The 14,186-nt window shown below is 33.7% G+C and carries 10 protein-coding genes; 9 read left to right on the top strand and 1 reads right to left on the bottom strand.

Going from position 1 to position 14,186, the window contains the following annotated elements; all coding sequences use genetic code 4:
- Positions 1 to 173 precede the first annotated feature (173 nt).
- The 9 genes from upp to EXC55_RS00645 all read left to right on the top strand — a co-directional run bounded on the left by upp (position 174) and on the right by EXC55_RS00645 (position 13,513).
- Positions 174 to 800, top strand: coding sequence for a uracil phosphoribosyltransferase (upp, locus tag EXC55_RS00685; RefSeq protein ID WP_129622781.1), 627 nt, complete (start codon positions 174 to 176; stop codon positions 798 to 800).
- Positions 787 to 1,455 carry an MPN527 family putative ECF transporter permease subunit gene (locus EXC55_RS00680; RefSeq protein WP_129622780.1) on the top strand — a complete coding sequence of 223 codons (669 nt, stop codon included), beginning with the start codon at positions 787 to 789 and terminating at the stop codon, positions 1,453 to 1,455. The genes upp and EXC55_RS00680 overlap by 14 nt, the downstream gene beginning before the upstream one ends.
- 12 nt (positions 1,456 to 1,467) lie before the next feature.
- Positions 1,468 to 3,825 carry a class I tRNA ligase family protein gene (locus EXC55_RS00675; protein WP_129622779.1) on the top strand — a complete coding sequence of 786 codons (2,358 nt, stop codon included), beginning with the start codon at positions 1,468 to 1,470 and terminating at the stop codon, positions 3,823 to 3,825.
- An 85-nt stretch (positions 3,826 to 3,910) separates the two neighbouring features.
- Entirely contained in the window at positions 3,911 to 7,162 is a 3,252-nt protein-coding gene (gene lon, locus EXC55_RS00670) for an endopeptidase La (RefSeq protein WP_223211673.1), read from the top strand.
- A gap of 322 nt (positions 7,163 to 7,484) precedes the next feature.
- Complete coding sequence (locus EXC55_RS00665) at positions 7,485 to 8,084, top strand: hypothetical protein (RefSeq protein ID WP_129622778.1); 600 nt, start codon at positions 7,485 to 7,487, stop codon at positions 8,082 to 8,084.
- 301 nt (positions 8,085 to 8,385) lie between these two features.
- The gene (dnaK, locus tag EXC55_RS00660) at positions 8,386 to 10,170 is read left to right on the top strand and encodes a molecular chaperone DnaK (RefSeq protein WP_129622777.1); all 1,785 of its coding nucleotides are present in this window, start codon (positions 8,386 to 8,388) and stop codon (positions 10,168 to 10,170) included.
- A gap of 337 nt (positions 10,171 to 10,507) precedes the next feature.
- On the top strand, positions 10,508 to 10,861 hold the full coding sequence (locus tag EXC55_RS00655) for a hypothetical protein (RefSeq protein ID WP_129622776.1): 354 nt from the start codon (positions 10,508 to 10,510) through the stop codon (positions 10,859 to 10,861).
- Between the two features lie 3 nt (positions 10,862 to 10,864).
- Positions 10,865 to 12,226 carry a hypothetical protein gene (locus EXC55_RS00650; protein ID WP_129622775.1) on the top strand — a complete coding sequence of 454 codons (1,362 nt, stop codon included), beginning with the start codon at positions 10,865 to 10,867 and terminating at the stop codon, positions 12,224 to 12,226.
- 12 nt (positions 12,227 to 12,238) lie between these two features.
- A complete protein-coding gene (locus EXC55_RS00645) occupies positions 12,239 to 13,513 on the top strand; it encodes a glucose-6-phosphate isomerase (RefSeq protein ID WP_129622774.1) in 1,275 nt (424 codons plus the stop codon).
- A 24-nt stretch (positions 13,514 to 13,537) separates the two neighbouring features.
- Here EXC55_RS00645 and EXC55_RS00640 read toward each other — a convergent pair whose 3' ends face one another.
- Positions 13,538 to 14,176, bottom strand: a complete 639-nt coding sequence (locus EXC55_RS00640; protein WP_129622773.1) for a sugar O-acetyltransferase — start codon at positions 14,174 to 14,176, stop codon at positions 13,538 to 13,540.
- Positions 14,177 to 14,186 lie beyond the last annotated feature (10 nt).

Raw genomic sequence — 14,186 nt, 5'->3', positions numbered from 1 at the left:
ACATTTCTAAATCAGTTTTCGCTTGTGAACAAAAGTGATTTTGGCAAAAATTTCTCTCTAAATGTTAGCAAATTTTATACTATTAGTCCCATTTTAGTCCCATATTTACCCAAAAATATACTTTTTGTACTATTATTTATGTATTTAGAATTAGATAGTGCTAAAGGAGAAAAATGTTAAAAGTTGTTACCCATCCGTTGATTGATATGAAATTAACCAATATGCGGGACAAAAATGCTAATCACTCAGTGTTTAGACAAAATTTAAATGAAATTGCGTCACTGATGGTCTACGAAGTGCTTAGATCTTACCAACCAAAAGAACATGTTGTTATCACACCAAATGAAGTTGCATTTAAGGGCGCGAAACTAGACCGCGATATTGTGTTTATTCCTATTATCAGGGCAGGTTTGTCAATGATTGAAGGTTTGTTGAAATTAGTTCCTGAAGCTAAAGTAGGTCACATTGGTATGTATCGCGATGAAGAAACACATAAACCACATTCATACTATTACAAAATGCCACAAGTAAGTAAAGATAGTTACATTTTTGTAGTTGATCCAATGCTTGCTACTGGAGGTTCTGCTGCATTTGCAATTGAAAAATTAAGAGCAGATGGTTTTACTAACATCCAGTTAGTTTGCTTAGTGGGTGTAAATGAAGGTGTGGCAAAAATAGAGAATGCTTTTGGTCAAGATTTTCAAATTTATTTAGCTGCTCTTGATGACCACTTAAATGAACATAAATATATAATTCCTGGTCTTGGTGATGCAGGCGATCGTATTTATGGAACGAAATAAACAAAAAGATAGTATTTATTTTCATTCACAAGCTACATTAAAAATAGTCGCAAGTGCCTTTATTTTGGCTTTGTGCTTAATTTTTAATTTCATCGGATCGAGAATTTTTATCTTTCCACTAGCAAATTTTCTCAAGTTTGACATCACAATTTTTTTTATTACCATCATTTTTATTTACATTGGCTGAAATTACGGACTAAGCACTGGTTTTTTAATGTTGTGAATTGGACCGCTCTTAAGTTCACATGGTTACGAATTGATTGCAATTCTGGGGCATTTGATTTTATTCTTTGCCCAGATGACTTTCGGTTTTGTCTTTTTAGTTTTTCAAAAAACTAAAATAAAAAGCAATTTCTTCAAAGTTGTGTGCACTAGTTTAATCACAATTGGTTTTCTGCTAATTTTTAACATTTTTCTTTCAACACCTTTATATTTTAGACTTTACGGCGACGTTTCAATTGGTAGCTTTCTCGACTTGGCGCGTTCGTGAAACAATTACAAATTATTGTTTTTAGATATTCCAAACTATTATTTAGCCACAATCACTATTTACTTTCTTTTTAATTTGATTAACTTAAGCATTAATTCATTTTTCTTGTTGCTTTTCCTTAGATACAACGCAAGAGGCTTAATTTTCAAAAATCTCAAAACTTAGCAAGGAGCGCATATGAGTTACAATTCAAAACAACAAGAACAAAAGTGACAGCAATTTTGAGAACAAACTCGTTATTTTGAACCAAAATCAGATTTTAATTTACCCAAAAAATATATTTTAAGTATGTTCCCTTATCCAAGCGGTAATTTGCATATGGGACATGTTCGGAATTATGCTTTAGGCGACGCGTTTGCTCGTTTTTATCGTCGCAAAGGTTTTAATGTTTTGCATCCTTTTGGTTGAGATGCGTTTGGTTTGCCAGCTGAAAATGCTGCGATTAAACATAAAATTCATCCTCGTTCATGAACTTACGAAAACATTGCCAAAATGAATCCTACTTTGAAAAGATTAGGAATGTCTTTTGCGTGAGAACGTGAAGTAATTACTTCTGATTCAGAATACACAAAATTTGACCAATACATTTTTTTAAAAATGTGAGAAAAAGGTTTAGTCTATCGTAAAAATGCGTATTTGAATTGGTGCAATAGTTGCCAAACTGTCTTAGCTAACGAACAAGTTGAAGATGGTTTATGTTGAAGATGCGACAATGTAGTGGTACAAAAAGAAATGCCACAATATTACTTAAAAATCACTGCTTATGCACAAGAATTACAACAAGACTTAGCGTTGCTAAAAGACCATTGACCAGACAATGTTTTGTTGATGCAAAAAAACTGAATTAACTATAAAACAGGGTTAAACGCAAAATTTGAATTAGTTGCTAATGGCGCGAACGTTGTTGAATTTACAACTTTTGTTGAAGACTATGACACAGTCAACAACTGTAATTTTGTAGCAATTAGTGGTACCCACCCGTTGCTAACAGAACTTAAAAATCAAAACCTTTTAACTGCAGCTGATCTAACGCAAATTGAAAATATAGTTAACCAAGCGAAGACAAAAAATTTCGCAGAGAAATTAGCTTTTAAATTACCATACTTTGCAGTTTTAACTCAAGATGCAGCAAGACAACCACTTGCTGTTTATGTTACAGACTTTGCTTCGGCTGGTGCTGCAGACAAAGTGATTTTAGTGAACACAAACAAGCTTAAAAGTTATGAAGAATTTGCACAAAAAAATCAAATCACTCTATACCATAGACCTAAAGAAAATTTGGTTTTATCAAATTTAGAATCCGCAACTGAAATCAATTTACAAGATTGAGGAATTAGCCGCCAGAGATATTGAGGCGCACCTATTCCAATGATCAATTGTTCAAAGTGTGAAATTGTGCCAGAAAAAGTTGAAAACTTGCCAGTTGCTTTGCCTGACCAAGTTGAATTTACTGGTCAGGGTAACCCAATTTTGACTAACCAAACTTGACTTAACATCAAGTGTCCATATTGTGGTTCACCTGCACAGAGAGAAAGTGACACTTTCGATACCTTCTTCCAATCAAGTTGATATTTCCAAAGATATACTGTGCCAACTAAACTTAGAGTTAACCACTTATTTGAAACCAAAGAACTTAATTACTGAAATTCTGTTGACCAATATATTGGCGGGGTTGAACACGCCATTTTGCACCTTTTATATGCTCGTTTCTTCACAAAAGTCTTAGCTGATTTAAATTTAGTGGATTATCGTGAACCATTCAATAACCTTTTAACACAAGGAATGATTCTTAAAGATGGCGCCAAAATGTCCAAATCAAAAGGTAATACGGTTTCGCCAGAAGAAATGTTAGAAAAATATGGTGCTGACACAATTCGCTTGTTCATTATGTTTGCCGCTCCACCAGAAAAAGATTTAGAATGACTTGATTCAGGTATTGAAGGAGCTTATAAATTTATTAAAAAATTATGAGAGAGATCAAGTGAAATTAAGAATAATTTTAATTATCAAAGTTTCTTAGCAAATTACGACTTTAGTTCACTTTCAAGTCAAGCCAAAATTGCTCGTCGCAAATTACATCAAGGTTTACAAAAGCAAGAAAATATCTTCGCACAAACAAATCAAAATTTTGCCTTTAACACTATTATTGCGTGGTGTATGGAAACTTTTAATGCTTACGAAAATATTAGTGACCAAGACTTAATTAGTGAAATGTTTTATGTTTTATTAAACTTACTTGAACCTTTCGCACCTCACTTAGTATGAGAGCTTAGTGATAAATATTTTGTACGTGCAAATTTGACGCATTTTGTCGCAGATGAAAAAGCTTTGACAGATAATGAAGTAACTTATCCAATTACTATTAACGGTAAACCTAAGACACAATTAACGTTACCAAAAACACAACTTGATCAAGAATTAATTCTTAACCAAGCGCGTGAGTTGGCTGCTAAATTTTTACAAGGTAAAGAAATTGTGAAAGAAGTGTTTGTGCCGCACAAAATCATCAATTTTGTAGTCAAAGACAAAAAATAATATTTAGCACAAAAATAATATTTTGCTAAATATAGTGTTATAATTCACCATTATTATTTTAGATAAGATAAGGAGAAAGATAAGTATGCATCTAGAACAAATGCAAAACAATGGGTTAAAAGTCTTTTTATTTGATTTAAACTCACCTTACAAAGATGGTTATGTACTTTGTGGGCGCGAAGAACTCACGATGTCATTCCCTTTGATTGCAACTGGTGAGTATGAAAATGCATCGATTATTAACGAAGTTAAGGCATACAATAAATACAAAAAAAGCAACGGTGGTAAAGTTGAAAAAGATAAGGCAATTTTTGCTTTAGTGCTTTATTATGACAGTGGCTCAAAACAAGAAGCTGCCAAATATGGTTTAAGTGATGTTGATTATTGCCCTGGCACTAAGGTACTTAAATTTGGTCATCTCGTAAGAATTGAAGATGCTAAAAAAAGTGCCAATAATAAAAAACTAGAGTTGCAAGTTGTAGGTCGTTCATTAGTTATTGTTCGTGATCTTTTAGATCCTAATGGTAACAAAATCACACAAGAACAATTTGTCACCAAAGCAACTTTTCAAGCAATTGACAGCAATTACGGAATTTCAGATCCTGTGGAAATGGAAAATGTTTTTGCTAAATTTGGTCGTTTTGACAAATTTATTTCTGACTTACAAACTAACAACATTTACAACACTATTTTAGAGTGAAGATTAAAAAACAACAAAATCAACATTTCTGCAGCCGAATGAATTTGAATTTTAAACAACAAATTAGAAGAATTAAGCATTGACAACTTACCATTTGATCTTGAAAATGAAATTGAGAGTTTTAACGCACTTTCGTTTGAAGACACAATCTTAACTAACGCTAATGATGCAAAAGAAAAATTCTTGAGTCAGCACGCTGTTTTATCAGCGATGATGTGTACCATTGCATGTGGCAACTATGAACGTTACCAAGTTTTATTGCACACAAGCATTAGTGAACAACTTACTTATCTTGATTCAATTGTCAAATCATGAGTATCTTCTAAAGAATTACCTTTAGAAGTGGTCAGAAAACTTGTAAGTTTAGACTTTTTCACTAAAGTAGATGATGATCCTCTTAATATTCGTAATGACATCAAAAAAATGTTTGATGATGTTTCACAAGACTTGGAAAACAAGGGCAAAAACACAAATGTGATTGACTCAATTAAAACATTCTTAGATCAAGACGGTCTTGATGACATCAAAGACACTAACGAAAAACTTGGTAAAGATGAGCAGAAAGCTAAAACCAGCAAAGATGGCGACAAGAAAAAACGCAGCAAGAAAACTACAAATGCTGAGCAAGACCAACTTAACGGTGATGTAACTGATCTAACTAAAAACTCAGAAGCGCCTGTGTTTGTTATTGACGAAGAATTAGCCGACTTTCAAAAAACTAAAAAACAAGAAGAAGAACGCAAAAAATTAAAAAACTTCATCGAAATGGAAGCTAACAACAAGATGAAGAAAAACCTTGACCGTTCACAAAAAGACTTTATGTTACGTGAAAAAATCAAGGCTTTAAAAGAAATTTTGAACGAAAACAACCCAAACGCCACAGAAGATCAAGATTTTGCGCAGTTGCTAGATGATCCAATTAAAGTTCAAGCTTTTCCTGAATCAGTGTTGAAATTAATTGCGACTGAAAGTGACAGATTAAAACAAATGATGCCTGGCAGCCCTGATGCTAACTTAACGCAAGTTTACATCAATACACTCAAAACCTTGCCATGACGAAAAGTTGAAGTCGAAACTCTTGATATCAAACGTGCGCGGGAAATTTTAGACAAAAACCATTATGGTTTAACTGAAGTAAAAGAAAGAGTCATTGAATACTTGGTTTTAATTATTAACCACAAGAACTTAGACGCACAAAACCCTGAAAACAAAGATAAAGTTCTTGTGTTCCCTGATGATCCAGAATTAGCTGTTGATAAGAGTTTATTTAAAGAAGTTAATAAACACACGAAAAAATCACAAAAAGAATTTAATAACGTGCCAATTCTAACTTTGGTTGGGCCTCCAGGAACTGGAAAAACTTCTTTGGCACGTGCAATTGCGGAAGCTTTAAATAAAACTTACATCAAAATTAGTTTAGGTGGCGTCAATGATGAAGCTGAAATTCGTGGTCACCGGAAAACTTATGTGGGAGCAATGCCAGGAAAAATTATTAAAGGTATTCAAAAAGCTAATGTTTCCAACCCACTTGTGTTATTAGATGAAATTGACAAAATGTCATCAAATAGCAATAAAGGCGATCCTTCTTCAGCGATGCTTGAAGCGCTTGACCCTGAACAAAACACCAAATTCCAAGATAATTACATTGAACACGAATATGACTTGTCAAAAGTTTTATTCATTGCCACAGCTAACTATTACGAAAATATTCCAAAACCATTAATTGACCGTGTGGAAGTGATTGAATTAAGCAGTTATACCATTAGTGAAAAAATTAAAATTGCTCGCCAACACTTAATTCACGATGTTATTCGTCAAGCTGGTTTACCATTAGAAAAATTCCAAATTGCTGATGATGTAATTGAACATGTAATTAAAAATTACACTATGGAAGCAGGTGTGCGTGGTCTTAAACGTCAACTCGACAAATTAGCGCGCAAAATTGTGACAAAAATCGTCGAAGGCGAAACTTTCACTGAGTTTGTTATTACCAAAGCAATTGCAAGCGAATTTCTTGGCGTGCCAACTACTTTTGATGATGAGTTGTCAAAGAAAAACGAAGTTGGTTTAGTGAACGGTCTTGCTTGAACTCCAATTGGTGGTAGCACCCTTCAAATCGAAGTAACCACATTTCCTGGTAAAGGATCGAATGGCATCAAACTCACTGGTTCACTCAAAGATGTAATGAAAGAATCAGCAACTATTGCCTTAACCTATGTACGCACCAATGCTGAAAAATTTGGCATCACCAACTTTGACTTTGAAAACACTGAAATTCACATTCACGTGCCTGAAGGGGCTGTGCCAAAAGATGGTCCAAGTGCCGGTATTACTTTTACCACTGCTTTAATTTCCGCTTTGTCAAATACACCAGTACCTCAAGACGTTGCGATGACTGGTGAAATTACCTTGCGTGGCCGTGTGCTCAACATTGGTGGCTTGAAAGAAAAATCATTCGCTGCTTTCAAAAAAGGTATTAAAACCGTCTTTATTCCTAAAGGTAACCTTAAAGACTTAGTTAAAATTCCTGATGAAGTTAAAAATGCACTTACCTTTGTACCTGTGGAAAACTACAGCGAAATTTACGAAGCTATTTTTGCAAAAAACAAACCAAAAAAGACTAATAAAAGTAATTAATCATCTATAAAAAGCAACAAAAGTTGCTTTTTTTATTCTTACTTGTTATGCATCTGATTTTATGTTGTATTTATTCCGCTTCTCTGTCGTAATTTAAAAAGTAAATTACAAAATACATATTTTCACATTTAAAACTAACAACAAGTGCTTTTTGTGACTTCTATCGTGATATTTCGATCAAAATTTTCTAAAACTTAGTTTTACCAATACAATTATGTTATAGGTGTGTTCGTGTTAGTCTTTGAAAATTTTTTGTCTTTTCTAATGACAAACAAGACGTTTTAACCAGAGAATTTGCATATTAATATATAATTAGCACACTATGAACTCAAAAAGAAAAACTAAATTACTATTCACTGGTGGCATTGTTTTTGGTCTCGGGATTGTTGCAACTACTGTCGCAACTGTTGTTTTTACACAACAAGATAAAGTAGCAAGAAGAAATTTAATTAACTCAATTGAAAAAGCGCAAAAATTTTTGCTTGACAATAATGTTGCGTTATTAGAGTCACAACAAAAAACCGATTTAGAAAACCAAGTAAAGAAAGCTAACGAATTAATTCTTAATAAACAATTTAATCAATATGCCGCAGCTGTAGTTGCTTTACAAAGTGCGCAAGCTAATGCAGAAGATTTCACAAGAGCAAAGAAAACATTAGAAGTAACTAAAGAAAAAGTTAAAAATTATTTAATTTTAAACAAGGCTCGTTTTAGTACTGAATTTGTGAGTGCAGTTAACAAAAATATCGATGATGCTGAAAAATTACTTGCAAATGTGCAATCAACTATTGTGCAACTAAATCAACAATCTACAATCTTAGAAGATGACTACAAAAAATGTTTAGACGTTGTTAACAAGAGCAATTCAACAGCGAATACAACTTCTGACTCGAATACTGAATCAACAAGCGCAAATCAGTAAGTAATTTTTCCTAATTATCTTATTTATTAATTTAGTTTTTATTCAAAACATCTAATAATTAAAAAATAGCTGGATGCTATTTTTTTATTTTATTAGGCCAAAATCTCAGACACAGATTTTGTGTGAAGTTAGATTGTTACTCATTTAACAATTTTAAAAATGCACAAAAAAAGATTTTAAAAAATTAGCAGAAACATTTATGCGCGCTAAATTTGATGATATAATAAATTCACTTTTTGAAAATGACGAATTTAAGAACACTCTCACTTAAGTGCTAAAATACGAAAGAAAAGGAGCACATATGGCGAAAGAAATTATTTTAGGAATTGACCTTGGAACAACTAACTCAGTTGTTTCAATCGTTGAAAATGGACAACCAATTGTTTTAGAAAATTTAAATGGTAAGAGAACAACTCCATCAGTAGTAAGTTTTAAAAACGGTGAAATTATTGTTGGAGAAAATGCAAAGAAACAAATTGAAACCAACCCAGACACTATTGCTTCTATTAAAAGATTAATGGGAACAACCAAAACTGTTACAGCAAATGGCAAACAATACAAGCCAGAAGAAATCAGTGCAATGATTTTGGAACACCTTAAGAAATACGCAGAACAAAAAATTGGCCACACAATTTCTAAGGCTGTTATTACAGTGCCGGCATATTTTGATAACGCACAACGTGAAGCAACTAAAATCGCAGGTAAAATCGCTGGTTTAGAAGTTTTAAGAATTGTGAATGAACCAACCGCTGCTGCCCTTGCTTTTGGTCTTGACAAAACTGATAAAGAAAAGAAAGTGTTAGTTTTTGACCTTGGTGGTGGAACATTTGACGTTTCTATTCTTGAATTAGCTGGCGGTACTTTCGAAGTTTTAGCTACTTCAGGAAATAACCACTTAGGTGGAGACGACTGAGACAACAAAATTGTTGAATGACTTGTAACTAAAATTAAAACAGACCACAATGTTGACGTTAAAGCCGACAAAATGGCGATGGCTCGTTTGAAAGAAGCTGCTGAAAAAGCCAAAATTGACCTTTCATCATCTATGGTAGCTAATATTTCTCTACCATTCCTTCTCTTCTTAAATGGTCAACCAGTTAACATTGACGTAGAATTGAAACGTAGTGAATTTGAAAAAATGACTGCTGACTTACTTGATAAATGTCGCAAACCGGTTGAAACTGCGTTGACAGATGCAAAATTAAGCGCTGCCGACCTTGATGATGTTTTAATGGTGGGTGGTTCAACTCGTATGCCAGCTGTGCAAGAACTTGTTGAAAAATTACTTAGCAAAAAACCAAACCACTCAGTTAATCCAGATGAAGTCGTAGCGCTTGGTGCAGCTATTCAAGGCGCTGTGCTTGCTGGTGATATCAACGACATTTTATTAGTTGACGTAACTCCATTGACACTTGGAATTGAAACTGCTGGTGGTATCGCAACCCCATTAATCCAAAGAAACACCAGAATTCCAATTACCAAAAGCCAAATTTTTACAACTTTTGCTGATAACCAAACTGATGTAACCATTAAAGTTGTGCAAGGTGAAAGACCACTTGCCTCTGAAAACAAAACACTTGCTGAATTTAATTTAGGTGGCATTGAACCTGCGCCTCGTGGTGTACCACAAATTGAAGTTAGTTTCAAAATTGATGCTAATGGTATTACTACAGTAACTGCCAAAGACGTAAAAACTAACAAAGAACAAAGTGTAACCATTAAGAATTCAACTAAACTAAGCGATGCTGAAGTTGAAAGAATGATTAAAGAAGCCGAAGAAAATCGTGAAGCTGATGCTAAGAAAACTGCTGACATTGAAACTCTAGTAAAAGCTGAAACTCTTGTGTCAAAACTTGAAACTGCTTTCAAAGAAAACAAAGACAAAATGTCTGAAGAAGAAATCAAACGTTCTGAAACTGAAATTAACCAGTTACACGAAATGATTAAAAACAAAGAGTATGATAAATTACGTGAAACTTTAGACAAATTTGAAAAACTTTTTGCACAACTAAGCAAAATGCACGAAAACACCCAACACCAAGAAACTACGACACAACAAGATTTTAAAGAAGAAGACGCAAAATAAATTGATACACAAACACTTGCGACTTACTATTAAGTCCAATGTGAACGTGTTTTAAGAACAACTATTTTCATAAATTTCATAAAATTCATAAATCCTTTTTAATTGATCCTTACTTATTCAATTTATCCAAACAAATATAATACGAATTAACATCATAAAAAGCACTCACGAGTGCTTTTTTTGTTACCAGTATCTTGGTGTTTTGAATTCATTTGTGGTTTCAAATACCAAAATTGAGTGAAACAGTTAAAATATAACTAAGTTAACTACATCTTACTTTTTAGATTGTTGGAGTAATTAAAACTAGCTTAGCAAATTGTTATAAAGGTCGTGAATTATGATTACAACGAAACGCATTTCGCCCTATACGCGGAGAATTGAAACTGGCAAAGTCATTGACATTACAACCGAATTTGTGACTGTCAAAGCACAAAAAGGCATTTATACCATTAACCGTCGTTTGATTAGTGACTATGCTCAACACAATAATTTAACCATTTTTACTCCTGGTGAACTTATTACTTTTGCGGAGGTAAGTTTTGATCCTGCAACCGGCCGTGGCAGCGGTAACTTTAAAGTTTTGCACCCACAATTTTGCAAAGATCCCTTCGCACACAACCTTACGCCTACACCCAAAGGATTTAAAAATTTGCTTGCCAGTGTCACTGCAAAATTCACGAAAAAGGACTAACAAATGAATTATTTACGTCTCAAAACTTATAACTACTATCCCGATTTTCAAAATGAGGATTTAAAACGCAAAGCCACAACTATCATTGAAAACATTCGCGCCAAAAATGCACCCGGTTATGAACACTTTGGTTTTAATGATTTAGCCTTAAATTTTAGTCATACCAACATTGCTGAAATTACTGAATTTTGCCAATTAATTGTAGACAAACACATTACTGACTTAGTAATTTTTACTAACACAGTTGAATTAGATAATTTCAAAATTATAGATGACTTTTTATTTAAAAACGATCTTTTAACGCAACGTAAAATCAATTTTCATTTTTTTAACAGCGATGATAATGTAGCGAATTGGTTCACCTACTTCAATCAAATTAGTTCTGTTTTTGCTTCACAACAAAGTGCTTTTCTGTATGTTTCACTAACACCATTTTCTGAAGCTTTTTTAAATTTTATTTTGCTTTGTTTAAATGAATTTCAACAACAAGTTGGTTATTTTCGTGCGTTGAACAACCAATTTTTAGTTGCTAAGGAAGAAGTTGAACAACAAATTTTAAATTTGTACACTTTGTCAGAACATAATCACAAACAAAAACACAAACTCAAAGCAACAGATTTTACCCATAAAGTTGATAGTAGTCGTCGCAACCATGCCAACCAACACTTTTATGCAATCGTGCCTGAACAAAACATTCTCATTGTGCCGGCAATTTTACATAACCACTTTGCGTTTTTTAGTAAAACCAACTTAATTTTAGCAATGTTAAAAGGAGCTGATTTAGGCGCTTTACTGGAAGGTTACTTAGTAGGCACGCAGGACTTCACTGCTCGTGATGTTGAGCAAAATCTCGCCTTTAAACTTGGTTATATTTATTCGGAATGAAAAAAAGATAAAACTGTGAATTTATTAATTGGTTCTAACCGAATTTTTACTGGTTTGCTCAATGCTTTCGCTAAACAAAGTCTGGTTTGTTCATTCGAAGCCAAACCGTTTTTTGCCACGCACACAATTTTTCCAGAAGGCGTTTATACTTATGGACAGTATTTATTCGATCCTAATGCTTTTAATTGTGGAGTTGTGTTTGAACTTATTTATGAAAAAGTTGACTTTGTGCTTAGTGATGAAATTAACGTCAAAGACATGAATTTTAAAATTAAAGACAATAAACTTTCGGAATTTACTAACACAATTAACCACGGCTTAACTATAACTTTAAGCAACATTGTCACTTTACCCTTGTGTCGGATTACTGTTACGGACAATAGTGAACTTTCACTGGGAAAATTAATTGCTTTGTTGTATTGAACCAAAATTTATGAAGCTTATTTGCTCAACCAAAATCCGTTTGAAACTACTAATTAAGGAGACACCCGCATGAAGAAGTACCTGGAAGTGCAATTTCACCATACCACGCCAATTGCTAAAGTTCAGCGTGTGTTACAAAAACTTGAATTACTCAAAACTCACATTTTAACTACACCAACAACTACCAAAAATTTGTTTGGTTGAATCGACTTAGCAAGTAGTCCGCTTGATTCTTTGCTTGTGGAACATATGCAAAGTATTTACAAAACTTGACTTGACGATGGTGTTGAAGTAGTAGTAATCATCGGGACAGCTTCAGCATATTTAACAACCAAAGCAATTTACGATTTGTTGCCCGTGGATAAATTTCACCGTAAAATTCAATTAATGTTTGTCGGACACGCCGTAACAACTGAACGTCTCATTGCTGACTTGAATTTGTTAGGTAACCGCAAATTTGCTATCAATGTAATTTCTAAAAGCGGTTCGAGTGTTGAACCTTTTGTAGTGTTTCGTGAATTTCGCAAACGTTTAGAGTCGCAAGTAGGATCAAATAATGCGCGCAAATACATTGTAATTACCACTGACTTTGAACGTGGGTTTTTGCTAACATTAGCCCAAAAACAAAACTACCAAGTACTAAGAATTCCAAACACTTTAACAGCGCGGTTTAGTGCCTTTACTTGTGTTACGCTATTTCCCTTGCTGTTAGCTGGTTATGATATTTTTACATTTTTTGCAGGTGCTCAGCAAGCCACCCAGGAGTTTAAAACTACTGCTGGTTTTGCAAATCCAATTTTAGTTTATCTTGCCAATCGCACTGTTTTAGCAGACGAGTATAAAGTTGATTTATTTTGTGCTGTTGAAACTCAGTATCAAAAATTTTTAGAATGAATTGTTTTATTATTTGAAGAAACTGAGACTAAAGGTAATCACGGTTTATTTAGTGCAAATACGCTCTTAGCACACAATTTTAAATATGCAACACACACTTTTGGCACACAAATTCGCGCACAAAGTGCAACTACTAGTAGTGCTTTAGATGTTCTTACTTATTATCAAAAGGAATATGCCCACAAAGATCTCTACATTAACAAAGAAAAGCCTTTCAGTGTTGATTGAGAGCTGCTGCAAGCAAAGCTTGCAAGCCAACTGCTCCCTGTCAAATCATTTGAACTTATCACTTTCACACTGGCGAAGTTAGATCTTGAAACCTTAGGTTATTTATTGCAGTTTTTGTACTTTGCTGCTACTCTAAATGGTTTGCTCAATGACGTTGATCCTTTCAACCAATCAGCAGTTGAAGTTTTTAAAAATAATTTGTTGAAGTCTTTTGATAAGTAACTTGATTAAAAAATGTATCAGTTGTTACTTAGCTTCATTTGGAAACATTTTAGTTCAAATTTCATCATCTACTTCTTGTGTTTTGAAGTAGTATTTTTTGTCAGCTTGGGTGATGGTGCGGAGTACTCGTGCTGGGTTGCCAACTGCAATTGTTCAAGCGGGGATGTCTTTCACAACCACCGAACCAGCACCAATCACAACATTGTCGCCAATCGTGACACCTGGACAAATTATGCTACCGCCGCCAATTCAAACATTGTTGCCAATTGTTATAGGAATACCATAGCAACACATTGTGTTGCGAGTAGTAGGATGAATTGGATGTCCAGCAGTAAAAATAGAAACATTAGGTGCGATCATACAATTATCACCAATTCTTACTTTGCCACCGTCTAAGATTGTTAAATTAAAATTAGCAAAAAAGTTTGTGCCAACCTCGATGTTTGTACCATAGTCGCAGTGAAAAGGAGGATTAATTCAAGTAGTTGAATCTGCTTTTCCTAAGAGTTTTCTAATTATCTTCTGCAACTTTTGTTTTTTGTTAGGGTTAGTGTGGTTAAACTTATAAGTTAGTTTTTGTGCTCTGTCCATTAACGTGACTATTTCGTTGTCACCAAAATAAATTTTGCCTTTGAGACGTCTTTGATTGTTTGTTAGTTTCATCTTTTGCTCC

Origin of the sequence: Mycoplasmopsis columbinasalis, assembly GCF_900660705.1 — a bacterium.
Classification (GTDB): Bacteria; Bacillota_I; Bacilli_A; order Mycoplasmatales; family Metamycoplasmataceae; genus Mycoplasmopsis; species Mycoplasmopsis columbinasalis.
The sequence above is the reverse complement of the archived record's forward strand: the minus strand, read 5'-3'. Positions and strand labels throughout refer to the sequence as shown.